Annotated in this window: 22 protein-coding genes and 2 pseudogenes; 10 read left to right on the top strand and 14 right to left on the bottom strand. The window is 60.8% G+C overall.

The annotated features are described in order from the left end of the window. Positions 1-181: 181 nt before the first annotated feature. Positions 182-1,090, bottom strand: a complete 909-nt coding sequence (locus ACNA0I_RS24030) for a helix-turn-helix transcriptional regulator (protein ID WP_415808542.1) — start codon at positions 1,088-1,090, stop codon at positions 182-184. A 185-nt stretch (positions 1,091-1,275) separates the two neighbouring features. Between ACNA0I_RS24030 and ACNA0I_RS24025 the strand changes: the two genes are divergently transcribed. The 9 genes from ACNA0I_RS24025 (at position 1,276) to ACNA0I_RS23985 (ending at position 10,117) form a co-directional block, all read left to right on the top strand. Then, the gene (locus ACNA0I_RS24025; protein WP_415808541.1) at positions 1,276-1,746 is read left to right on the top strand and encodes a DUF4863 family protein; all 471 of its coding nucleotides are present in this window, start codon (positions 1,276-1,278) and stop codon (positions 1,744-1,746) included. A gap of 94 nt (positions 1,747-1,840) precedes the next feature. Next, positions 1,841-3,415 carry a benzoate-CoA ligase family protein gene (locus ACNA0I_RS24020; RefSeq protein WP_415808540.1) on the top strand — a complete coding sequence of 525 codons (1,575 nt, stop codon included), beginning with the start codon at positions 1,841-1,843 and terminating at the stop codon, positions 3,413-3,415. Further along, the gene (locus ACNA0I_RS24015; protein ID WP_415808539.1) at positions 3,412-4,260 is read left to right on the top strand and encodes an alpha/beta fold hydrolase; all 849 of its coding nucleotides are present in this window, start codon (positions 3,412-3,414) and stop codon (positions 4,258-4,260) included. The genes ACNA0I_RS24020 and ACNA0I_RS24015 overlap by 4 nt, the downstream gene beginning before the upstream one ends. Before the next feature lie 40 nt (positions 4,261-4,300). Further along, a complete protein-coding gene (locus ACNA0I_RS24010) occupies positions 4,301-5,464 on the top strand; it encodes an ABC transporter substrate-binding protein (RefSeq protein WP_415808554.1) in 1,164 nt (387 codons plus the stop codon). Positions 5,465-5,485: 21 nt separating this feature from the next. Next, the gene (locus tag ACNA0I_RS24005; RefSeq protein ID WP_415808538.1) at positions 5,486-6,367 is read left to right on the top strand and encodes a branched-chain amino acid ABC transporter permease; all 882 of its coding nucleotides are present in this window, start codon (positions 5,486-5,488) and stop codon (positions 6,365-6,367) included. Between the two features lie 14 nt (positions 6,368-6,381). Continuing rightward, a complete protein-coding gene (locus tag ACNA0I_RS24000; protein ID WP_415808537.1) occupies positions 6,382-7,548 on the top strand; it encodes a branched-chain amino acid ABC transporter permease in 1,167 nt (388 codons plus the stop codon). Further along, positions 7,541-8,299, top strand: coding sequence for an ABC transporter ATP-binding protein (locus ACNA0I_RS23995; protein ID WP_415808536.1), 759 nt, complete (start codon positions 7,541-7,543; stop codon positions 8,297-8,299). Before ACNA0I_RS24000 ends, ACNA0I_RS23995 begins: the two co-directional genes overlap by 8 nt. After that, the gene (locus ACNA0I_RS23990; RefSeq protein WP_415808535.1) at positions 8,287-8,997 is read left to right on the top strand and encodes an ABC transporter ATP-binding protein; all 711 of its coding nucleotides are present in this window, start codon (positions 8,287-8,289) and stop codon (positions 8,995-8,997) included. Before ACNA0I_RS23995 ends, ACNA0I_RS23990 begins: the two co-directional genes overlap by 13 nt. A 106-nt stretch (positions 8,998-9,103) precedes the next feature. Next, positions 9,104-10,117, top strand: a complete 1,014-nt coding sequence (locus tag ACNA0I_RS23985; protein WP_415808534.1) for a Bug family tripartite tricarboxylate transporter substrate binding protein — start codon at positions 9,104-9,106, stop codon at positions 10,115-10,117. 175 nt (positions 10,118-10,292) lie between these two features. Here ACNA0I_RS23985 and ACNA0I_RS23980 read toward each other — a convergent pair whose 3' ends face one another. From ACNA0I_RS23980 to purE, 3 genes are read right to left on the bottom strand one after another with little or no spacing between them, the layout of a single operon-like run. Continuing rightward, positions 10,293-11,405: an L-threonylcarbamoyladenylate synthase gene (locus tag ACNA0I_RS23980; protein ID WP_415808533.1), complete on the bottom strand. Its 1,113-nt coding sequence runs from the start codon at positions 11,403-11,405 to the stop codon at positions 10,293-10,295. 4 nt (positions 11,406-11,409) lie between these two features. Beyond that, complete coding sequence (locus ACNA0I_RS23975; protein ID WP_415808553.1) at positions 11,410-12,603, bottom strand: 5-(carboxyamino)imidazole ribonucleotide synthase; 1,194 nt, start codon at positions 12,601-12,603, stop codon at positions 11,410-11,412. A gap of 37 nt (positions 12,604-12,640) precedes the next feature. Beyond that, on the bottom strand, positions 12,641-13,162 hold the full coding sequence (purE, locus tag ACNA0I_RS23970; protein WP_415808532.1) for a 5-(carboxyamino)imidazole ribonucleotide mutase: 522 nt from the start codon (positions 13,160-13,162) through the stop codon (positions 12,641-12,643). Positions 13,163-13,501: 339 nt separating this feature from the next. Between purE and ACNA0I_RS23965 the strand changes: the two genes are divergently transcribed. Then, positions 13,502-13,660, top strand: a complete 159-nt coding sequence (locus ACNA0I_RS23965; protein ID WP_415808531.1) for a hypothetical protein — start codon at positions 13,502-13,504, stop codon at positions 13,658-13,660. Positions 13,661-13,678: 18 nt separating this feature from the next. Here ACNA0I_RS23965 and ACNA0I_RS23960 read toward each other — a convergent pair whose 3' ends face one another. The 10 genes and pseudogenes from ACNA0I_RS23960 to phnG form a co-directional block, all read right to left on the bottom strand. Further along, the gene (locus ACNA0I_RS23960) at positions 13,679-14,560 is read right to left on the bottom strand and encodes a phosphoribosylaminoimidazolesuccinocarboxamide synthase (protein WP_415808552.1); all 882 of its coding nucleotides are present in this window, start codon (positions 14,558-14,560) and stop codon (positions 13,679-13,681) included. A 92-nt stretch (positions 14,561-14,652) separates the two neighbouring features. Beyond that, complete coding sequence (fba, locus tag ACNA0I_RS23955; protein WP_415808530.1) at positions 14,653-15,717, bottom strand: class II fructose-bisphosphate aldolase; 1,065 nt, start codon at positions 15,715-15,717, stop codon at positions 14,653-14,655. 154 nt (positions 15,718-15,871) lie between these two features. Then, positions 15,872-16,804, bottom strand: a pseudogene (locus ACNA0I_RS23950) (alpha-D-ribose 1-methylphosphonate 5-triphosphate diphosphatase); the annotation flags it as partial. A 1-nt stretch (position 16,805) separates the two neighbouring features. Then, positions 16,806-17,059 (bottom strand): annotated as a pseudogene (locus ACNA0I_RS23945) (alpha-D-ribose 1-methylphosphonate 5-triphosphate diphosphatase); the annotation flags it as partial. Positions 17,060-17,062: 3 nt separating this feature from the next. Beyond that, the gene (gene phnL, locus ACNA0I_RS23940; protein ID WP_415808529.1) at positions 17,063-17,902 is read right to left on the bottom strand and encodes a phosphonate C-P lyase system protein PhnL; all 840 of its coding nucleotides are present in this window, start codon (positions 17,900-17,902) and stop codon (positions 17,063-17,065) included. 6 nt (positions 17,903-17,908) lie between these two features. Beyond that, positions 17,909-18,685 carry a phosphonate C-P lyase system protein PhnK gene (gene phnK / locus ACNA0I_RS23935; protein WP_415808528.1) on the bottom strand — a complete coding sequence of 259 codons (777 nt, stop codon included), beginning with the start codon at positions 18,683-18,685 and terminating at the stop codon, positions 17,909-17,911. Then, positions 18,682-19,584, bottom strand: a complete 903-nt coding sequence (locus ACNA0I_RS23930; protein ID WP_415808527.1) for an alpha-D-ribose 1-methylphosphonate 5-phosphate C-P-lyase PhnJ — start codon at positions 19,582-19,584, stop codon at positions 18,682-18,684. Before ACNA0I_RS23930 ends, phnK begins: the two co-directional genes overlap by 4 nt. Beyond that, positions 19,581-20,711, bottom strand: a complete 1,131-nt coding sequence (locus ACNA0I_RS23925) for a carbon-phosphorus lyase complex subunit (RefSeq protein WP_415808526.1) — start codon at positions 20,709-20,711, stop codon at positions 19,581-19,583. Before ACNA0I_RS23925 ends, ACNA0I_RS23930 begins: the two co-directional genes overlap by 4 nt. Position 20,712: 1 nt before the next feature. Further along, entirely contained in the window at positions 20,713-21,333 is a 621-nt protein-coding gene (gene phnH / locus ACNA0I_RS23920; protein WP_415808525.1) for a phosphonate C-P lyase system protein PhnH, read from the bottom strand. 1 nt (position 21,334) lies between these two features. After that, positions 21,335-21,820, bottom strand: coding sequence for a phosphonate C-P lyase system protein PhnG (gene phnG, locus ACNA0I_RS23915; RefSeq protein WP_415808524.1), 486 nt, complete (start codon positions 21,818-21,820; stop codon positions 21,335-21,337). Positions 21,821-21,865: the final 45 nt, after the last annotated feature.

Genomic DNA, 21,865 nt, shown 5'->3' with positions numbered 1-21,865 from the left:
AATCGCGTCAAGCGAAAGATGCACAAAAATGCAGTTTTCATGCCCACTGGAGGGCCCATCCATAGACCAACTTGTGTGCGCAAACCACCCTCTCCCCCGAAACATCTGCCTTCTCGCCTCGGGGTTAACAGCCAGTAAAAGCGGCATGGTGAGGCGTGCTCACCAAAGTGAGCATCGCGCCTTAAAGCGGTAACCCGCAAGCCTTGCGCACCTGCGCGCGCAGGCCCCCAAAGCTTTCTTGCAGACTCAGGCCACTCGTCATCCAGGTCATGTCTGCCTTGGCATAAAAGGCCTCGCGCCCCGCCAGGATGCGTTTCAAATCCGCCATGGCCTCGCTGTTGCCCGACATAGGGCGGAAATCGCCCTGCGCCATGACGCGTGACATGTGCTCGTCCGGCGTCGCACGCAGCCAGACGGTGTAGCAATGCGTCAGCAATAGATTCAGGGTCGCCGGCTCGGACACCAGCCCCCCGGGCGTGGCGAGCACCATTTCCGGATAAAGCTGCACGGCTTCCTCCAGCGCCCGGCGCTCATAGCGGCGATACGCATTCGGGCCATAGAGGTTGTGAATCTCGAGAATGCCGCAACCGGCAACACGCTCGATTTCGCGATTGAGCTCCACAAACGGATAACCCAGGTCGTCGGCCAGCATCGGCCCCAGCGTGGACTTGCCCGCGCCGCGCAAGCCGATCAAAGCCACACGCTGAAAACGATTGGGGCGTTGCGCGCCCTCGCCCACACCGAACAGTTGCGCGAGCGCCTCGCGAGCCCGCTGCAAATCGGACTCGGTACGGCCACTGAGCAATTCGCGGATCAACAACCAATCCGGCGACTCGGTGGTGACGTCGCCCACCAATTCGGCCAAGGCGCAATTAAACGCCTTGGCGATTTGCAGCAGCACCAGGATCGACGCGTTGCCGACGCCGTGCTCCAGGTTCGCCAGATGGCGCTCGGATACGCCTGTGACTTGCGACAGGCTTTTGCGCGTCATGCCACGGATGGCGCGCAGGCGCCGCACTCTCTCGCCCAACGCGATCAAAAACGGTTCTCGGCGCAACTCCGAGGATTCCTTGTCTAGCGGGTGAACCATATTGATTGAGCTCCGAGGAAACCCTGATATCTGCAATTTTATGCACTATAGTGCTTGACTTGACTAGTGTGAAGCACTATTTTTCCATTAACCCGGCTCGCAACCGGCACGCATGCCCGCCAAAAAAAGCAATTCATTGCATACGCTGCGGCCGAAGCGCCACAGTGTAAAGGACGAGACAAAGCATGAGTACGCCAGCATCCTTCCACGATTTGATGCGCCGCATTACCTCCCCCATTGCAGGCCTGCCGCTGGACGGCGCCCTGCAGGCCCGCTTGAATCAGGAGATGGGCCCGGACAGCGAGCTGTATCAAGCCGTCTTTGCCGCCTGTAGGCAGGGCGTGGCCGACGGCTGGATGTGCAGCCGCGAGGGTGGCGGCATCCGCTATGGCCGCGTGATCAAGCCCGATGCCGGACTGGACGGGTTCTCGGTGGATGTGGTGGACATGAACCGCCTGGCGGGCCCGCACCACACCCATCCGCAAGGCGAGATCGATCTGATCATGCCGCTCGATAACAGCGCGAAATTCGACGGACATGGTGCCGGCTGGCTGGTCTATGGCCCGGGCAGCGCCCATCGACCCACGGTCAGCGATGGGCAGGCGCTCGTGCTGTACCTGTTGCCCAATGGCGAGATTGAATTCACGGCGGCTTGATCGCCCTGCGGCGCGCTGCGCTGATGCATGCCGTGCAGGCAAGGCCAGCTACGCGACAACGTCAGAACTGCCCATAAAAATACGGAGACGCCCCATGAACCCCTGCCCCACCGAGTTGAACTTTGCCAGCCACCTGGCCGCATTGAACGCCCCGCGCGCTGCCAAATTGGCCTATATCGACGACACGCGGCGTATCACCTATGGCGAATTGGCCGAGCGTGTCGCTCGATGTGCGGGCGCATTGCAAGAACTGGGATTGCGCCGCGAAGAGCGCGTGCTGCTGTTGATGCATGACAGCGTGGACTGGCCTGTCGCATTTCTGGGGGCATTGCATGCAGGCGTCGTGCCAGTCGCGGTCAACACGCTGCTGACGCCCGAGGATTACGCCTACATTGCGGGGCACTGCCGTGCGCGGGCGGCATTGGTGTCCGGCGAGCTGCTGGGTACCTTGCAAACCGCGTTAGGCAAAGGTCCGCACGAGATCGAACACATCATCGTATCCCGCCCCGCGGGCGCGTTGCCGGCGCGCAGCATCGAGTTCGAGCAATGGCTGGCTGATGCGCCGCTGGCGCCTGCCGTACGCACCCTGTCGGATGAGATTGCCTTCTGGCTGTACTCGTCGGGATCGACCGGCAAGCCAAAAGGCGTGGTTCATACCCATGGCAATCTCTGGCACACGGTAGAGCTCTATGCCAAACCGGTGTTGGGCATACGTGAAGACGATATCGTATTTTCAGCGGCTAAATTGTTTTTCGCCTATGGGTTGGGCAACGGGCTGAGCTTTCCGTTGGCAGTCGGCGCCACAGTGGTCGTCATGAGTGAACGCCCCACGCCCCAGGCAGTATTCAAGCGGCTGACCGAACATCGTCCCACGGTGTTTTACGGTGTGCCCACGCTCTACGCCAGTATGCTCGCCTGCCCCGACCTGCCGGCGCGCGAACAAGTCGCCATACGCGTCTGTACCTCTGCCGGCGAGGCCCTGCCGCGCGATATCGGCGAACGTTTCACTCGTCATTTTGGTTGCGAGATCCTGGACGGGATCGGCTCGACCGAAATGCTGCATATTTTCTTGTCCAATCAGCCGGGCAGTTTGCGCTATGGCACCACAGGCAAACCGGTACCGGGATACGAGGTGCAATTACGCGACGAGGACGGCCGGATCGTTGCAGCCAATACGATCGGTGATCTGTATATCAAAGGGCCCAGCACGGCATTGATGTACTGGAACAACCGCGATAAAACGCGCCAGTGCTTTCAGGGAGAATGGCTGAAAAGCGGCGACAAGTACCTGTGCGATGCGGACGGCTATTACACCTATGCGGGCCGCAGCGACGACATGATAAAGGTCAGCGGCCAGTATGTTTCGCCGGTAGAAGTCGAGAACGTGTTGATTCAACACGAAGCCGTGCTGGAGGCCGCAGTGATCGGCGTTCCCGATCATGACGGCCTGATCAAAACCAAAGCCTATGTGGTGCTGCGCCCGGGCTTTCAACCCAATGCCGATACCGGCGAGGCGCTGCAGCAGTATGTGAAGCAGCATCTGGCGCCGTTCAAATATCCGAGGCAAATCAACTTCACCGAGGACTTGCCGAAAACGGCGACAGGAAAAATACAGCGCTTCCGGTTGCGGCAATTGGAAAGCAGCGAGATTTCCCGGGGCATTTCATGAATACGGCCGCCACCATCAAGGCCCTCGACACACAAGATACGGAGACTGCCTGGGCGAATCTGAATGTGCAGGGACGCACGATGCGCCTGGAATATCGCTGGCTGTCATCCGATAGGCAGGATGCCCCGCTATTGATATTCCTGCACGAAGGGCTGGGCTCGGTCACCATGTGGAAGGACTGGCCGCAACGCGTGTGCGATGCAGCGGCCTGCCGTGGCCTGGTGTTTTCACGTTATGGCTACGGGCAGTCCACACCGCGTCCCGCAACAGAAAAATGGCCTGTGACTTTCATGCACGAACAGGCGGGCGAAATCTTGCCCGCGTTCTTGAAGGCATTGCATATCGATGCCGAACGCGATCGTCCCATCCTGTTTGGTCACAGCGATGGCGGTTCGATTGCATTGCTCTACGCCGCCATGCATCCCCGGTCGATTGCCGGCCTCGTTGTCGCCGCCCCTCATGTGTTCGTCGAAGACGTCACTATCACCCATATCGAACAAGCGCGACAGGCCTATTTACACACAGACCTGCCCGCCAAACTGGCGCGCTATCACGCCGATGCAGACTCGGCATTCTGGGGATGGAACGATATCTGGCTGAATCCCGCATTTCGCGCCTGGAATATCCAGGAGTATTTGCCGCGGATCGAATGCCCCGTATTAGCGATACAGGGCGCGGACGATGAGTACGGCACGATGGCGCAGATTCACAGCATTCGTGAGGCAGCCGCACAGACCCGGTTGTTGAAAATTCCTGACTGCCGTCATTCCCCGCACATAGACCAACCCGATGTAGTCATCAGGGCTGTCGCTGATTTCATCGGCGGCCTGAACAAGCACGGCTGAGCTCGCGAGCCTGCCAACAATAACCAGGAGACAAACCATGATGCATCGCGCCCTGAATCGTGCCCTGATTGCCAGTGCACTCGCGTTGACCGCCAGCCAGGTGCTGGCCGCGGACAAAATCAAAGTGGGATTCATGCTGCCCTATAGCGGCACCTATGCCGCGCTGGGCACCGCCATTGAAAATGGATTCAAGCTCTATGTCGCCGAACAGGGCGGCAAACTCGGTGGGCGAGAGTTGGAATATTTCAAGGTCGATGACGAGTCCAATCCAGCCAAGGCCTCTGAAAATGCCAATCGCCTGATCAAGCGAGACCAGGTCGATGTGGTGATCGGCACAGTGCATTCAGGTGTCGCCATGGCGCTGGCCAAAGCGGCCAAGAGCAGCGATACCACCCTGATCGTGACGAACGCCGGCGCTGACGCGATCACCGGCGCGATGTGCGGCCCTGGCATTTTCCGCACCTCGTTTTCGAACTGGCAGCCAGGGTATGCCATGGGCCCGGTGGCGGCTGCCAAGGGCTACAAGAAGGCGGTGACGATTACATGGAAATACGCCTCCGGCGAAGAACAAATGGCGGGATTTCGCGAGAGCTTTGAAAAAGCCGGCGGCACGATCGTCAAGAACCTGACGCTGCCTTTTCCCAATGTGGAATTCCAATCGCTCTTGACGGAAATCGCATCGATCAAGCCCGACATGGTGTTTGCCTTTTTTGCCGGCGGCGGCGCGGTAAAGTTCGTGCAGGACTACCACGCGTCCGGCCTGCAGAAGTCCATCCCGCTCTATGGGACGGGCTTTCTCACCGATGGCACGCTGCCCGCCCAGGGTGATGCCGCACAAGGCCTGCTCACCACGCTGCATTATGCCGATGGCCTGAACACGCCGCGCGACAACGCTTTCCGTGCGGCCTATGCCAAGGCCTATAACAACCTGCAACCCGATGTCTATGCAGTGCAAGGCTACGATGCCGCGCAACTGATGCAAAGCGGCCTGACCGCCGTACAGGGCAACATCACGGACAAGGCCAAGTTCCGCGATGCCATACGCAGCGCCACGATAGACAGCCCGCGCGGCAAATTCACGCTATCTGCAGCCGGCAATCCGGTGCAGGATTTCTATCTGCGCGAAGTCTCCGGCAAAGAAAACAAAGTCATTGATGTCGCAGTCAAGCAATTGGCCGATCCCGCTCAGGGCTGCAAGCTTTGACGACCGGACGCGAATGCCATCATGGATACCAGCACCTTTCTCATCCAGTGCCTCAATGCCCTGCAGCACGGTCTGCTGCTGTTTCTGGTCGCCAGCGGCCTGACCTTGATCTTCGGCATCATGGGTATCATCAATCTGGCGCATGGCAGTTTTTACATGATCGGCGCCTACATGGCGTTCGCGTTGAATCCGCTGGTCGAGCGCTGGCTGGGCGGTGGCTTTGTCACCACGCTCGTGCTGTGCATCGTATTGGCCACCGTGCTCGGTTACGTGTTGGAGGCGGCTTTTTTCAGCTATTTATATCGGCGCGACCACCTGCAGCAAGTCTTGATGACCTATGGGCTGATCCTGGTGTTCGAGGAAATCCGCAGCCTGCTGGTAGGCAATGATGTACATGGCGTGTCCGTACCCCCCTGGCTCGCCGGCAGCGTGCCGTTGGACGACATTCTCACGTATCCCGTCTATCGCTTGTTCATCTCGGCGATCGGCATCGGCGTGGCGATATTGCTTTACTGGGTTCTGACGCGCACTCGCCTGGGCATGATGGTGCGGGCAGGCGCGAGCAACCGGGAAATGATCGGCTCGTTGGGCATCGACATCAACCGTCTGTACCGCATCGTATTTGCAGCAGGCGTCGCACTGGCCGCCCTGGCGGGCACGATTGCCGCACCGGTGTCGTCGGTCTATCCCGGCATGGGTAATAGCGTGTTGATCATGTGCTTTGTCGTGGTGGTGATCGGTGGCATAGGCTCGATACGCGGGGCGTTTCTGGCGGCCATGCTGGTGGGAACGGTAGAGACTTTCGGCCAAGTGTTATTTCCGTCCGCCGCCGGAATCCTGGTGTACGTGCTGATGGCCGTCATTCTCCTGTGCAAGCCCGAAGGGCTGTTCAAGCAGGGTTGAGCATGGGGCAACTGATGAACACTGCACGCAAACTGATCCCTGTTGCCGTATTGCTCGTACTCGCGGTCTTTCCGCTGTCGGGCAATGAGTACTACATCGGACTGGCGATCAAGATCATGATCTACGCGATCTTTGCACTCAGCCTGCAGGTGCTGGTGGGCGGTGCGGGACTGATCAGTCTGGGACACGCGGCATTCTTTGGCATTGGCGCTTATGCCGCCGCATTGCTGTCGCCGGAATCAGAGGCCGGCGGACTGTTGTGGCTGCTGGCGGCAGCGCTGGGCAGCGCGGCGATCTATGCATTGATCACGGGGACTCTCGCGTTGCGCACGCGTGGGGTCTATTTCATCATGGTGACCTTGGCCTTTTCGCAAATGGCCTATTACGTGTTTCATGACACGGACATCGGAGGTGGCAGCGACGGGATTTATCTGTATTTCCGTCCGCAGATGTCATGGGCAGACTGGATGCCTTTTGATCTCGAAAACCCTGGTGTCTATTACCTGTTTGTCCTGATCTGCCTGGCATTGACGTGGGGCTTTCTGGCCATGCTCGGACGTTCGCCTTTCGGCGCTGCGCTCACCGGTATTCGCTTGAATGAACAACGCATGCGCGCCGCCGGTTATTCCACCTTTCCGTACAAGTTGACGGCTTATGTCATCGGCGCCACGTTGGCGGGACTGGCGGGGTTTCTCTACGCATTGAAGGACGGGTTCGTTACGCCTGAGCTCCTGACCTGGGAGCAATCCGGATTGGTGTTGCTGATGGTCATTCTGGGAGGGATGCATCGACTCGGCGGCGCGGTGCTGGGCACCGTGACGCTGATCCTCTTGCAGGAGCTCTTTCAATCGCAAGCCCTGTTTGGCGATTATGCAAAGCACTGGCATCTGCCCCTGGGACTGGCCATCATCGCGCTGGTGGCGCTGTTGCCCAATGGCTTGGCCGGGCTGCCTGCGCAATGGCGCGAACACCGTGCGGCGCGTCTCGCCGGCGCGTCAGGCGGCCCCCATTCCATTGGGTCTACGGGGCCCTCCCTGGCCAATACCAACGCAGGCTCCCGCGCTGAAGCCTCAACCTCTCGCTCGGCGAACTCCTCGTTTGCTGCCGGCTCACCAACAAGCACGTCGAACAACGCGGCTGCAGCGCAGTCCCTATCCATTTCTGGAGGCCCTCATGCCTGAGACCATGTTGGCCGCGCGCGGCATCACGCGGCGTTTTGGTGGATTGGTCGCCGTCAATGAGGTGTCGTTGGATTTGCATCGCGGCACCGTACACGCTGTGATCGGAACCAATGGCGCAGGCAAATCCACGCTCATCAATATTCTGTCCGGCGAGTTGCCTGCCAGCGCGGGCCAGGTCTTGATGAACGGCGAGGACATCACCGCCTGGGCACAGCCTCAGCGGGCACGCCAAGGGCTGGGACGCAGCTATCAACGCTCAACGATTTTCCCCACGCTCAGTGTGTTCGAGAACTGCAGGCTCGCGGCGCAGGCCGGCAATCCGCGGTTCTGGCACTGGTGGCGGCGAGCCGATGGCTGCACCCGCAGCCGGGAGCTCGCCCGCCATGCACTGGAGCGCACAGGTCTGGCCGGCCGCAGCAGCACCCCTGCTGGCCTGCTGCCGCACGGCCACAAGCGTCAATTGGAAATCGCCATGTGTCTGGCTGGCGAACCGCAAGTGCTGTTGCTGGACGAGCCACTGGCAGGCATGGGCCCCGAAGAAACCGAACGCATCCTCGCCTTGCTGCAAAGCCTGAAGACCGAGCACGCGATTTTGCTGGTGGAACACGACATGGATGCGGTATTCGGTAACGCCGACCGCATTACGGTGATGGTCAATGGCTGCGTCATCGCCTGCGGCAGCCCCACAGAGATTCGGGCCAATCCGCTAGTGCAGGACGCCTATCTGGGAGACGGCTCATGCACGCACTGATCGACGCCAGCGGCCTGCATAGTTACTACGGCGCAAGCCACGTACTGCGTGGTATTGATCTGCACATCAGTGCGGGCGAATCGGTCGGTCTGGTGGGCCGTAATGGCATGGGCAAGACTACCCTCATTCGCACCCTGATGGGACACGTACGCAGCCGGCAGGGACAATTCGCGGTGGCCGGCCGCGACTGCACCCGCGCACAACCGCACGCGATTGCGCGACTAGGTCTGGCTTATGTGCCGGAGGGCCGCGGTGTGTTCGCGAATCTCAGCGTGCGCGAAAATCTGCTCGTCGCGGCGCGACCCGGCACGCGGGGGCAAACGGACTGGACCTATGACCGCGTACTTGCCACATTCCCGCGCCTGGCCGAGCGCCTGCATCATGGCGGACAGCAATTGTCCGGCGGCGAACAACAGATGCTGGCCATCGGCCGCGCCTTGACGACCAACCCCGATCTGTTGATCCTGGACGAAGCGACAGAGGGACTCGCGCCGTTGATCGTGGCCGAAATCTGGAGGATCGTTGCCGCGATTCGCGCCACTGGCATGTCGACCTTGATCGTCGATCGTAACTACCGGGCCGTACTGGCGCACACCGATCGATGCCTGGTCATGGAAAAAGGCCGTATCGTGTACCAGGGCGCCAGCCCAGCCCTGGCATCAGAGCCCGAACAGTTGGCGCGCTACCTGGGCGTGTGAGCCACTCAGGGGAAACCCCGGTCGTGCGCGCGCCGCTTTCCAGGCACTCTGTGCGGGGTCCACGACCCATAACACTTAGACCAACCTCACTGGCGGAGACAAGCTTATGGCATTTCATTTTTCCCGCAGCGGCGGTAAACGGCCGGTGCGCCGCGCCCTCCTGACGACGCTGCTGTCGGTGATCGTCGCCGGCACTGCCTGGCATAGCCACCCTGTCCAGGCGGCAGATGCCTGGCCCGACAAGCAGATCAAAATCATCGTGCCGTATACCCCGGGCGGCGCTACCGATACCGTCACGCGCATTGTGATGGAAAAGCTCTCGTCGCGACTGGGCCAAGCCATCATCATCGAGAACCGGCCGGGCGCCAACAGTACGTTGGGATCTGCCCTCGCCGCCAAAGCCGAGCCAGATGGCTATACCTTTTTGAGCATTCTGCCGGCTTACGTCATCAACACCCATCTGTACCAGCTCACGTTTTCCCCCAAGCAGCTCGAACCCGTCGTCCACATGGCCGACCTGCCGCTATTCCTGTTTGTCAGCAAGGATTTGCCGGTCAACACACTGGCCGAATTGATCGAATACGGACGCGCCCATCCCGATGCGTTGACCTATGCGTCCAGTGGAACAGGGTCCAGCGCCCATCTGACAGGAGCGGATTTTGCCCTGCAATCCAAGATCAAAATGACGCATGTCGCCTACAAGGGCAGTGCGCCGATCTTGACCGATCTGCTGGCCGGCCGGGTATCCATGGTGTTCGATCCGATCCTGGTCCCCATGCAGTACGTGAAGCAGGACAAGCTCAAGGTGCTGGCATTCACTGGAAAAAAACGCTGGCCCACCGAGCCCGATGTGCCCACCATGGAAGAGGCAGGCATCCCTGGCTTCGTGACAGGGTCATGGGCGGGATTATTGGCTCCGACCGGCACGCCCCAGCCCATTATTGCCCGCATGGCCAAGGAGATCAGCGAGATTGTCCACGAGCCTGATGTCACACAGAAATTCCTGGATGCCGGCTTTTTACCGACTGGCAGCACGCCAAAGGCTTTTGCGGAACTGATGCGAACCGACTCGGAGCGCTACGCGAAAATCATTAAAGAAGCCCACATCACCGTCAACTGAGTTGGGTATTGAGCAAGGTGACGACTGCTGTGCAGCGTTGCCGGCAAGCGCAGCAGCAGCAGTTGCTGCAGTTGCCGTTGCTATCGGCGAAAGGATGACGGCGACGGTCGGATATCAGGGTGGCGAGGGGCTGCAAGCATCAGCGAACGATCACCCCCACGCCCTGCCTGCAACATCACATTTCAGATAGATCTGTCGTATCAAGCGAAAATGCCGCTGCTGCACGGCCAATGCGATCATTGACGGCGCGCCATGAGTCATCCTGTGGCGGTGTCTGGACCAAAATGCGAACATAACGGCCGCTATCGAGCTCGCGCAACATGGAGTACAGAGATTGCGCGTAACTGGCCGGATCATTAGCCACGGTACGCCAGACGATGCGGTCGTCCAACGCCTCAGGGGCCGCGTCAAACGCGACGACGGCCACCTGGCCGGCAGGCAGGCTCTGGCCACTCGCCGCCTCGGCCAGACGTTGCGGCGTGACCAGTTCCAGCGGAGTATGCGGGGCGTAATGTGCCTTTAACGTGCCGGACGCGCGTGGCGCAGCGGCATCGGGCATGCCGACTGGTTCACCGAGAACAGCCTCGATCTGCGCGGGCGTAATATGCCCGGGACGCAGCAAAACCGGACCTACGCCCTGTTCCAATCGGGAAAGATCCAGAATCGTGGACTCGATCCCCACCTCGGATGGTCCGCCGTCCAGCACCATCATGCCCTGCGCCATTTCGGATGGAAATTCGCTACGGACATGATCCGCATGCGTGGGCGACACCTGGCCGAATTTATTGGCCGATGGCGCCGCCACACCGCCTTGTCCATTGGGCTTGCCTGCGGCAAAGGCGCTCAGCAAGGCCTGTGCGACCGGATGCGAGGGACAACGCAGCCCGATGCTGTCTTGCCCGCCGCTGACGACCTCGCCGCGATCCCGGACTCGCGGCAGGATCAGCGTCAATGGGCCGGGCCAGAATGCCTCGATCAATCGCTGGGCCTGCGGCGGAATCTCGCGAGCCCAATAATGCAGATCCGCGCCAGGCGCGACATGCACGATAACGGGATGATTGGAGGGACGTCCTTTCGCGGCATAAATGCGCGCGACGGCCTGCGCGTTTTCAGCATCGGCGCCCAGGCCGTAAACCGTTTCTGTGGGAAACGCGACCAGTTCGCCTGCCAACAGCCGATCCGCGGCACGGGAAATCGATATGGCGTCGACAGGACTGCCGGTGCCCGCATCGCGCCTGCCACTTGCACCGGCAGACGTTTCGGACGAAACAGACGATGGCGTTGACATGATGTTATTCGGGCGCAGCCATGCCCAGCGCCGCGGCAACGCGCGCCGCATCGGCACGCGCTTGATCCAAGGTGGCGGCGACTACCGTCACGTGACCCATTTTGCGGCCCCGGCGGGCTTCGTGTTTGCCGTACAGGTGCAGCTTGGCGGACGGCACTGCCAGCGCAGCCGACCAATCGGGCTCACGAGGCGTCGTCGCGCCAGGCTCGAACCAGATATCGCCCAGGATGTTCAACATGACAGCGGGCGCCAGCAATGCAGTGCTGCCCAGGGGCAAACCCGCCATGACACGCGCTTGCTGCTCGAATTGGCTGCTGACACAGGCGTCGATGGTGTAGTGGCCGCTGTTATGCGGGCGCGGCGCGATTTCGTTGACGACCAGACTGCCGTCGGTCAATACGAAAAACTCGACGCACAATACGCCGTGGTAACCCAACCCCTGCGCAATGGCGCGTGCAGCCTCGGTGGCCTTGGCTTGCCGTTGAGCGTGTGCAGGATCGCTATCCGTAGCCGCCACCGTCGATACAGCCAAAATCCCATCGCGATGTAGATTACGTGCGACCGGGAACACGACGTCCGAGCCATCAAAACCGCGCGCCAGGACGACGGAAATTTCGTAGTCCAGCGGCATCAATGCTTCAAGTACGCACGGCACACCGTCGAACTCGGCAAAGGCGGCTTGCGCCTCGGCACGCGTGGTTACCCGTGCCTGGCCTTTACCGTCATAACCCAAGCGGGCGACTTTCAGGATGCCCGGAAACAGTGTATCGGGAGCATCGATCAAATCCTGTTGTGCGTGAATCGCAGCGTGCGGCGCGACAGGAATGCCCTGCGACGCGATGAAGGTTTTTTCCGCGATGCGATCCTGGACAACGGCCACGGCATCACCGGCGGGGCTGACGCGGCATTGCGCTGCAGCCAGTGCACGCAGGCTGTCTGCCGGCACGTTTTCGAACTCGGTCGTCACCGCACGGCAGCTACGGGCGAGCTCAGCCAAACCCGCCGCATCGTCATAGGCCGCCTGGATATGACGATCCGCCACGACGGCAGCAGGACCATCAGCGTCCGGGTCCAGCACGACGACGCGATAACCCAGGCTTTGCGCGGCGTGGCAGAACATCCGGCCCAATTGGCCGCCGCCCAGCATACCCAGCCAACCGCCGGGGGCAATCGTGAAAGAATCAGTAGAGGAAGTCATACGCATGAGCGGCCCGCCACGCGGGCTCGTGGCAAGGTCAGGGCTGCGGGGGAACGATCATGTTGCGTGCCGCTTCGGTCTGGCGGGCACGGAATGCCGTCAGTTGGCGGTGCAAGGCGTCGTCGGTCGTGGCCAAGGTGGCGATCACGTGCAAGGCGGCGTTCGCGGCACCGGCCTCGCCAATGGCGAAGGTCGCGACCGGTACGCCCTTGGGCATTTGCACGATGGACAAGAGGGAGTCCTCACCGCGCAAGTAGCGCGATGGGACAGGGACACCGAATACGGGAACCTCGGTCAGCGCGGCCATCATGCCCGGCAGATGGGCCGCGCCCCCTGCCCCGGCAATAATGCCGCGTAGGCCGCGGGACCGCGCCGCAGCGCCGTATTCCGCCATGTCCTGCGGCATGCGATGCGCGGAGATGACGCGCGCCTCGTAGGGCACGCCAAAGGCCTCCAGCATGTCTACGGCGTTTTTCATGATGTCCCAGTCACTGGAAGAACCCATGATCACGCCCACCACAGGGGTAGCCGGCGCAGAGGCGGAAGAAGTCGTCGTCATAGCTAAATCGCAAGGCAAGAAGGCGCCGCGCCGGGGCGCGACGGGCGGAAAACCTGGTATTTTACCCGGCCTTGCCCGCAGACTGCCCAGGACAGCCTGGAGCCCTAGGTGGCAACGTCAAATCGACGCCAACACGCATGCCGTCAGCATCGGTTTGAACTGACAACGCTGGAGTCGCCAGTTTCCGCTTCTCACTTGCTTCGCAAGATCGAACAGCGCTTGGTCTGACATTTGTCCGAATACTGACACAAGCTCAACTCCGATAATCAGTCGAAGTAGGATTCAGCCTCCCAAACGCCGAGAAATCGATATGCAGGCAAAAGGAAAAGGAGCGCAAACATGGCCAAAAAACTTGATGACGTCATAGCGTCCCTGCCTACCCAGCGCCGCGCCAAGATTGAGCAACGCGCGCAGGAGCTTGCCTCACCCAAAGACCTACGCCAGGCCGTTGAGAACGGGCCCTGCTTTTGCGATACCGCTGGCCATGCGGCGCCGTGACGCCGCATGAAACCGGGATTACGCCATCAAGCGATCCAGCGCCTCGCGGTATTTCGCGGCGGTTTTTTCCAGGACTTCTTGGGGCAGGCGCGGGGCCGGCGGGGTTTTGTCCCAGGTTTGGGTTTCCAGCCAGTCGCGCACAAATTGCTTGTCGAACGACGGGGGGCTGATGCCTTCGCGATAGCCGTCGGCGGGCCAGAAACGCGACGAATCAGGCGTCAGGACCTCGTCCATCAGGTACAGCTGGCCGTCATCGTCCAGGCCGAATTCGAATTTGGTGTCGGCAATGATGATGCCCTTGGTCGCCGCAAAAGCAGATGCCTCGGCGTACAGACGCAGCGTCACGTCACGAATACGCTCGGCCATTTCCTGGCCGACTTCGTTCACCACGTGGGCAAAATCGACGTTTTCGTCGTGCGTACCGAACTCGGCCTTGGCCGCCGGCGTGAAAATCGGCTCGGGCAGCTTGCTGGCCTGATTCAGGCCGGCCGGCAGCTTGATGCCGCATACGGCGCCAGTGGCCTGGTAGTCTTTCCAGCCCGATCCGATCAAATAGCCACGCGCTACCGCCTCGACCAGGATGGGTTTCAGACGCTTGACCACGACGGCGCGGCCACGCACCTGGTCCAGCTCGTCGGGCGCGACCACGTCCTCGGGTTTCACGCCCGTGGAATGGTTCGGCAGAATGTGCGCGAGCTTGCTCAGCCAAAATTCCGTCAGCTCGGTCAGGACCTGGCCTTTGCCGGGGATGGGGTCGTCGAGAATGACATCGAACGCGGAAATGCGGTCAGACGCGACGATCAACAATTTGTCGTCACCCACGGCGTACATGTCGCGGACCTTGCCGCGACCCAGTAGCGGCAGAGATTTGATGCTGGATTGGTGCAGAGCGGAAGTCACGGATCGGCCTATCGCAAAAGAAGCATAGATTACTGCAAATGCAGACGCCGCCCCGGNGGGCGGCNTCTACAACGGACAATAAGAAGCAGGCCTTATTGTACGACTTGCGTCAGCTTGCCCGAGGCGTACTGCTGGGCGATGTCGGTCAAGGGGATGGCCTTGATCTTGCTGGCGTTACCGGCGGTACCGAATTCGGTGTAGCGCTGGACGCAGATCGCCTTGGCAGCGGCACGGGCCGGCTTCAGGTATTCGCGCGGGTCGAATTTGCTGGGGTTTTCAGCAAAGAAACGACGGATCGCACCGGTCATGGCCAGACGGATGTCGGTGTCGATGTTGATCTTGCGCACGCCGTACTTGATGGCTTCCTGGATTTCCTCGACGGGCACGCCGTAGGTTTCCTTCATGTCGCCACCGAATTCGCGGATTTCGGCCAACAGGTCTTGCGGCACGCTGGAGCTGCCGTGCATCACCAGGTGGGTGTTCGGCAGGCGAGCGTGGATTTCCTTGATGCGGGAGATCGACAGGATGTCGCCGGTGGGCTTGCGGGTGAACTTGTATGCGCCGTGGCTGGTGCCGATGGCGATGGCCAGGGCGTCGAGCTGGGTCTTGCGCACGAAATCGGCGGCTTGCTCGGGATCGGTCAGCAACTGATCGCGGGTCATGGTGCCCTCGGCGCCGTGACCGTCTTCCTTGTCGCCCATCATGGTTTCGAGCGAGCCCAGGCAGCCCAGCTCGCCTTCGACGGTCACGCCCAGCTTGTGCGCGGCGTCGACGACGGTTTTGGTGACGTTGACGTTGTAGTCGTAGTCAGCGATGGTCTTGCCGTCTTCTTTCAAGGAGCCGTCCATCATGACGCTGGAGAATCCCAGGTCGATCGCGCCTTGGCAGATCTTGGGGGATTGGCCGTGATCCTGGTGCATGACCACAGGGATTTGGGGGTACGACTCGACCGCAGCCTGGATCAGGTATTTCAGGAAGCCCTCGCCCGCGTATTTCCGCGCGCCAGCCGAGGCCTGCATGATCACCGGGCTGTCGGTTTCGGCAGCGGCTTCCATGATGGCCTGGACTTGTTCCAGGTTATTGACGTTAAAAGCGGGAATGCCGTAACCGTGCTCAGCAGCGTGGTCGAGCAGCTGGCGCATGGAGACTAGGGCCATGAGGTGGTCCTCCTGAGTGATGAATGATAGGTTGGAGCCTTGCTGAATACCGGGATTTTAGCTGGGATTATGGCAAGCACTGTGTGACGCGTGTCACGGGAGGTGTCAGACCGCCCCAAACCTTTCAATTTGTTGCCGATTAGGCATCGTTTCCTCAGGCTGCGACCGCTTCACGCTCGTACCGGGGCGAGGTGACACGATAATGCGACGAGAATACCAGCCGCCCCGCAGACCAGGCATGTGTCACCATCGGTAAATCGCCCAGCAGCGTCACCGCCACCATATCCGCGCGCAGGCCCTCGACCAAGCGGCCGCGGTCGCTCAGTTTGCAGGCATCTGCCGGATTGGCAGTCACCAGGGCAATCGCCTGCGGCAAGGTCAGGTCAGTCTGTGCCGCGACCGCAAAGGCGGCGGCGATCAAGGTCGACGGCTGGTAATCGGAGCACAAACACCCTGCTACGCCCGCGCGCACCGCATCTATGGCCCGCATGGACCCGCTCTGGCTTTGGCCACGCAAGATATTGGGCGCCCCCAGAATCGTGGGCAGGCCGCAAGACACCGCCGCCGTGGCCGTGTCCAGGTTGATCGGGAACTCGCTCATCGACACGCCCAGATTGCGCATGGTCGCAATACGTTGCACCGAATCGTCATCATGGCTGGCCGTGGGGATACCGAGACGATGCGCCTGCGCCAGCAGGGTCTCGACACGATGCGCAGCGCCGTCTCGCGCCTGGAGCTTGGCGCGCGCCACTTCTTCGGCTTCGTCGCGGCTCATCGCGTGGTTGCCCATCATGTATTGCAGATAGGCCTCCAGGGTTTTGAACTGCCCCTGCCCTGGCGAATGGTCCATCACGGAAAGCAGGTCGACCGCGCCCTCCTCCAGCAGCGCCTGCAACACGGGCATGGCGGCGGCATCGGTGATTTCGTAACGGCAGTGCACCCGGTTGTCGACCAGGCTGTGCGTACGGAATGCCTGCACCGTGCGCGCCAGCCTGGACGCCGTCTCGTTATTGCGCACGCCCCATTCGCTATTGGAGAATGACAAGGCGTGGTATGGGGTCGTGATGCCTGCCGCCGCATTGCGGCGNTCCACCTGCGCCACCGCAAAATCCAGAGGGAACAGCACGCGCGAGCGAGGCTCGGCCTCTTTCTCGATGGCATCGCAATGTACATCGATCAACCCGGGCAGCAGGGTCTGGCCCTGCAAATCGACCACCTCGGCATCGCGCACGCCCTGAGGCTCGATGGCGGCGATGATGCCGTCTTTGATCAAAATGGCGCTGTCCGTCAGTACAGCGTCCGGCAATACGATGCGGGCATGGGTGAGATACTGGGCTGACATGGATTACTCCGAGGCGCCGACAGGCACGGCCGGCTGAATGGGCAAAATGCGCGTCGCGACTTCGTCGCGTACCGCTTCGTCGTGAAAGATGCCAATGAGACACCGGCCTGCGGCAACGGCTTCGCGGATCAGCGCCACAACGACGGCACGATTGTCCGCATCCAGTGAAGCGGTCGGCTCATCGAGCAGCAATACCGGGTGGCCGCCGATAAAACCACGTGCGATGTTCACGCGCTGCTGCTCTCCGCCGGAAAAGGTCGCGGGAGGCAAGCCCCACAAACGCTGCGGCACGTTCAAACGGTGCAACAATGCTGCCGCCTGCTCGCGAGCCGTCTCGACATCCTCACCACGCTCGCGCAGAGGCTCAGCCACGACGTCCAATGTGGGCACCCGTGGAATCACCCGCAAAAACTGGCTGACATAACCAATGATGTCGCGCCGCAGTTTCAGGATCTGCTGCTCGGGTGCACGAGTCAGTTCGACCCAGCGTTCGCCGTCGCGCATACGGATGCTGCCCTCGGTGGCCAGGTAATTGCCGTAGAGACAACGCAGCAACGTGCTTTTTCCCGTGCCAGATGGGCCGGATAACACCAGGCAGTCTCCAGGACCGGCATCGAAATCGACGTTTTGCAGGACCGGCAGACGCACGCCTCCCTGGTTATGCAGGGTGAACATTTTGCCCAGCCCGCGAACCTGGACGAGAGCCGTATCCGGCGAATCCGATTGTGTCCGCCAGCCCTCCTGTTCAGCGGTCTCCGAATTGCCTGCCAACGTTGCGGCTGAGGCATTCGACTCCGATTGCGCTACCGCTGATGCGGACGACAGTACATGTGATGTGTTCATAGTGAATCAGCTCTGCAAAATCGAGGACACCAGCAACTGCGTATACGGATGCTGCGGGTCATCCAGAATCTGGTCGGTCAGCCCGCTTTCGACGACACGGCCGCCCCGCATGACCAGCGTGCGATGCGCGAGCAAACGCGCCACTGCCAGATCGTGCGTCACGACAATCGCGGCAAGCTTCAGGTCAGCGACGAGTTGACGTAGCAAATCCAGCAATCGCGCCTGCACCGAAACGTCCAGCGACGCCGTCGGCTCGTCCATAAAGACCATGCGCGGATACGTAACCAGGTTGCGGGCAATCTGCAGGCGTTGCTGCATCCCGCCCGAAAATGCGGCGGGCGCATCATCCAATCGGCCGGCATCGATTTCCATCTTTTCCAGCCAGGCACCTGCCGTGCTGCGCAAGTCGCCGTAGTGGCGTTCGCCCACTGCCATCAGGCGCTCGGCAATATTGGCGCCTGCACTGACCTGCATGCGCAGGCCATCACGGGCGTTTTGACGAACAAACCCCCAGTCCGTGCGCGCGAGCAGTCGCAAATGCGCGGCAGACAGAGACGCCAGATCGACGAAGCCACGATTGCGCATGTCGTACCAGACACTGCCGGATTCGGGTTGCATCTGCCACGACACGGCTTGCAGCAAGGTGCTCTTGCCCGAGCCCGACTCGCCCACTACGCACAGCACCTCACCGGGGTGCAGGTCAAAACTGATATCGCGGCAACCATGCACGCCGTCCCAGGTGCATGTCATGTCACGTACGGAAAGCAAAGGTTGGGGATTCATACCGAGGCCTCCGCGTCTACAGTCAAGGCCGGTCCCTTGTGGCCGTTGGCCTGACGATCGGCACAATACTCAGTGTCTGAGCAAACGAAGCGCCGCGTGCCCTGATCATCCAGAATGATTTCATCCAGGTAGCTATGCGTGGAACCGCAGAGATCACAACACTGATCCCATTGCTCGACACGAAAGGGATGATCCTCAAAATCCAGGCTTTTCACGCGGGTATAAGGCGGCACCGCATAAACGCGTTTTTCACGGCCCGCGCCAAACAACATCAACGCCGGATTGTTATCGAGTTTGGGATTATCGAATTTCGGAATCGGCGAAGGACGCATCATGTAGCGGCCGTTGACGATTACGGGATAATCGTATGTCGTCGCGATATGCCCATGCTGCGCAATGTCTTCGTACAGCTTCACATGCATACCGCCATACTCCGCCAACGCATGCATGGTGCGTGTTTCGGTTTCGCTGGGCTCCAGCCAGCGCAGAGGCTCGGGGATCGGCACTTGATACACCATGATCTGACCTTCGCTCAACGGCGTCTCGGGAATACGGTGGCGCGTCTGCACGATAGTGGCCTCGCGCGTGGACTCGGTTGTACGCACGCCTGTCACGCGGCCGAAGAATCGGCGGATGTTGATCGCGTTGGTCGTGTCGTCAGAGCCCTGGTCAATGACTTTCAACACATCGTCCGTGCCGATGATGGCCGCAGTCACCTGAATACCGCCCGTGCCCCAGCCATACGGCAACGGCATCTCGCGGCTGCCAAATGGCACTTGGTAACCCGGAATGGCAACTGCTTTGAGCAAAGCCCGGCGCAGCATGCGCTTGGTGGATTCGTCCAGATACGCGAAGTTGTAATGGTCGTCGCGGGCGACCGTGGTGTTGACTGCGTTCATGATGAAACCGCCTCATCGGCCAGAACATGGGACATCTCGGCAGCCTGCGCCGTGGCCTGCTCGTCGCGCATGTGACGCAGCAACTCGAGATTGGCTTGAAAATCTACGTAATGCGGCAGTTTCAAGTGTTGAACGAAACCCGACGCCTCGACGTTATCGCTGTGATACAGCACAAATTCGTGATCGTTGGCAGGCGCAGTAGCGGCCTCGCCGAGTTCTTCGGCCTTGAGTGCGCGATCGACCAAGGCCATCGACATCGCTTTGCGTTCGCCATAGCCAAAGGTCAACCCATACCCACGGGTGAATTTGGGCGCCTCCTGGGCATTGCCGCTGAACTGGCTGACCATCTGGCATTCGGTCAATTCGATTTCGCCTATCGTGACGGCGAATCCCAGTTCTTCGATGAACATGTCGACTTCCAGCGACCCGTAGCGGATCTCGGCGGCAAAGGGATGCGTATTGCCGTAACCGCGTTGCGTGGAATACCCCATCGACAACAGGAACCCCTCATCCGCGCGAGCCAGATTCTGCAAACGCGCATCGCGGCCAGCGGGGAAACTCAAGGGCTGCCGCGTCAAATCGAACGGCGCCGGATCACCGGACGGAACAGGCTCTTGATCAATCAGATCGTCGTGCTGCAGCAGATCCGTCACACGCGGCATGGAGGCCGCGACAGGCTGTGCCGCGGGAAGCAAGGGCTCATCACGCGCATCGTCACCGTCTGCTTCCAAGGAAAAATCCAGCAACCGTTGGGTGTAGTCATAAGTGGGCCCGAGAATCTGCCCGCCTGGCACATCCTTGAACGTGGAGGATATCCGCCGCGATAAACGCATGCGTGCGGTATCTGCCGGCTGCGTATAACCAAAGCGCGGCAACGTAGTGCGATAGGCTCTGAGCAGAAATACGGCCTCGAGCACATCGCCGGCGGCCTGCTTGATCGCCAACGCGGCCAAGTGTGGATCGTAAAGCGCACCTTCGGCCATCACCCGCGACACGGCCAGAGGCATCTGCTCGCGGATCTGCGCCAGACTCAGTTCGGGAATACTCGTATCGCCTCGCCGATAGGCATCGAGCATGCGATAGGAATTCAGGATGGCGCGTTCGCCTCCTTTGACAGCGACGTACATGTCAGCCCTCCGCTATTACAGTACGAGGCAGGCCACACAACTGGCTGCCCCGAATCAAAAATGCATCCACGCCCAACGGGAACAACTGGTGATTGGCCCGCCATTGCATCCAGAAATCTGTCGGCAAACCGGTCACCGCCAATGTCCGCTGACCCGCAATACCGGGACCGCTCAACACGACCGAGGCCGCGCCCGGATCATGGCTCAGCGACTCGACCTCGAACAGCAACGTCGTAGACGCATCGGGATAAGCAGGGTCACCGGGATCGCATTGCGCCAGGCTGGGGGCCATGTGACCCGCAGGCACCACGGCGAAACGCGCCTGCATCGGCTCGTTCACCAGCGGACATCCACAATGAAACCGCAAATAGTGGCGTACAGCTTCATCTGTCTCGGCCGGCAGCCATACAGGAGTGTCCACATCGGCCAGCGCCAGCAACATGGCCGTCATCCCCAGCGATAGCCCAGGCGGCACGCCGCATTCGACGGCAATATCGTGAATGCTGCCGGGATGAGCCAGAGCCTGCAGGGCCGCACGGAATGTCTGCTGCGACTGCATCACCGTATCGGCGAAGCCGGCCGCAGGCGGCGCGCTCGGTACAGGAGTCGGTATCGTCAACATGTCAGTCTTCCCCCCGCACCATCGTGAAGAACTCCACTTGCGTTTGCGCGGCGACACGCGCGCGATGCTGCGCGCGCTCATGATGCGCCTGGGCCAACGGCGCAATCACCTGCGACTGGATGCGATCATGCCAATCGTCTCGCTGCAGCAAGGCATCCAGAATCGCTGCCTGCTCGGCATGCTGGCGTTCGCGTCCCTGGACATACGCCACGCCCATGATGCCGCCCTCGAGCGTGACGGCACAGCGCGTGATGCTCATTTCACCCAGATTGAATTGCGCGCCAGTGCCGCCACTGCGCGCACGGACCATCGCCATGCCGCGCTCCGGTGCCCGTAGTGCTCGGTGCGCAGGCAACGGCCCCAGTGTTTTGACGGCCTGGTCCAACGCGGCGGGCTCAGCCAGCGCCAGGACCCGCATCCAGGCAGCGCGGCTGCCAGCCGCGTCGGGCGGCGAAGAAGTCGTAGAAGATTGAGTCAATGCAGACATAGGTAGGGTTTCCAGTGAGAGCAGACGGGTCGAGATAACGAATAG

The sequence above is a fragment of the Bordetella muralis genome (assembly GCF_965139205.1).
Classification (GTDB): Bacteria; Pseudomonadota; Gammaproteobacteria; order Burkholderiales; family Burkholderiaceae_B; genus Bordetella_A; species Bordetella_A muralis.
The sequence above is the reverse complement of the archived record's forward strand: the minus strand, read 5'-3'. Positions and strand labels throughout refer to the sequence as shown.

Coding starts and splice junctions, on each gene's coding strand:
- fba (WP_415808530.1), bottom strand. CDS start 15,717: ATGGCCCTAGTCTCCATGCGCCAGCTGCTCGACCACGCTGCTGAGCAC.
- ACNA0I_RS23985 (WP_415808534.1), top strand. CDS start 9,104: ATGGCATTTCATTTTTCCCGCAGCGGCGGTAAACGGCCGGTGCGCCGC.
- purE (WP_415808532.1), bottom strand. CDS start 13,162: ATGACGACGACTTCTTCCGCCTCTGCGCCGGCTACCCCTGTGGTGGGC.
- ACNA0I_RS23965 (WP_415808531.1), top strand. CDS start 13,502: ATGGCCAAAAAACTTGATGACGTCATAGCGTCCCTGCCTACCCAGCGC.
- phnH (WP_415808525.1), bottom strand. CDS start 21,333: ATGTTGACGATACCGACTCCTGTACCGAGCGCGCCGCCTGCGGCCGGC.
- ACNA0I_RS23930 (WP_415808527.1), bottom strand. CDS start 19,584: ATGAACGCAGTCAACACCACGGTCGCCCGCGACGACCATTACAACTTC.
- phnL (WP_415808529.1), bottom strand. CDS start 17,902: ATGAACACATCACATGTACTGTCGTCCGCATCAGCGGTAGCGCAATCG.
- ACNA0I_RS23980 (WP_415808533.1), bottom strand. CDS start 11,405: ATGTCAACGCCATCGTCTGTTTCGTCCGAAACGTCTGCCGGTGCAAGT.
- ACNA0I_RS24030 (WP_415808542.1), bottom strand. CDS start 1,090: ATGGTTCACCCGCTAGACAAGGAATCCTCGGAGTTGCGCCGAGAACCG.
- ACNA0I_RS24000 (WP_415808537.1), top strand. CDS start 6,382: ATGAACACTGCACGCAAACTGATCCCTGTTGCCGTATTGCTCGTACTC.
- ACNA0I_RS24015 (WP_415808539.1), top strand. CDS start 3,412: ATGAATACGGCCGCCACCATCAAGGCCCTCGACACACAAGATACGGAG.
- ACNA0I_RS23975 (WP_415808553.1), bottom strand. CDS start 12,603: ATGACTTCCTCTACTGATTCTTTCACGATTGCCCCCGGCGGTTGGCTG.
- ACNA0I_RS23995 (WP_415808536.1), top strand. CDS start 7,541: ATGCCTGAGACCATGTTGGCCGCGCGCGGCATCACGCGGCGTTTTGGT.
- ACNA0I_RS24020 (WP_415808540.1), top strand. CDS start 1,841: ATGAACCCCTGCCCCACCGAGTTGAACTTTGCCAGCCACCTGGCCGCA.
- ACNA0I_RS23925 (WP_415808526.1), bottom strand. CDS start 20,711: ATGTACGTCGCTGTCAAAGGAGGCGAACGCGCCATCCTGAATTCCTAT.
- ACNA0I_RS24005 (WP_415808538.1), top strand. CDS start 5,486: ATGGATACCAGCACCTTTCTCATCCAGTGCCTCAATGCCCTGCAGCAC.
- phnG (WP_415808524.1), bottom strand. CDS start 21,820: ATGTCTGCATTGACTCAATCTTCTACGACTTCTTCGCCGCCCGACGCG.
- ACNA0I_RS24010 (WP_415808554.1), top strand. CDS start 4,301: ATGCATCGCGCCCTGAATCGTGCCCTGATTGCCAGTGCACTCGCGTTG.
- phnK (WP_415808528.1), bottom strand. CDS start 18,685: ATGAATCCCCAACCTTTGCTTTCCGTACGTGACATGACATGCACCTGG.
- ACNA0I_RS23990 (WP_415808535.1), top strand. CDS start 8,287: ATGCACGCACTGATCGACGCCAGCGGCCTGCATAGTTACTACGGCGCA.
- ACNA0I_RS24025 (WP_415808541.1), top strand. CDS start 1,276: ATGAGTACGCCAGCATCCTTCCACGATTTGATGCGCCGCATTACCTCC.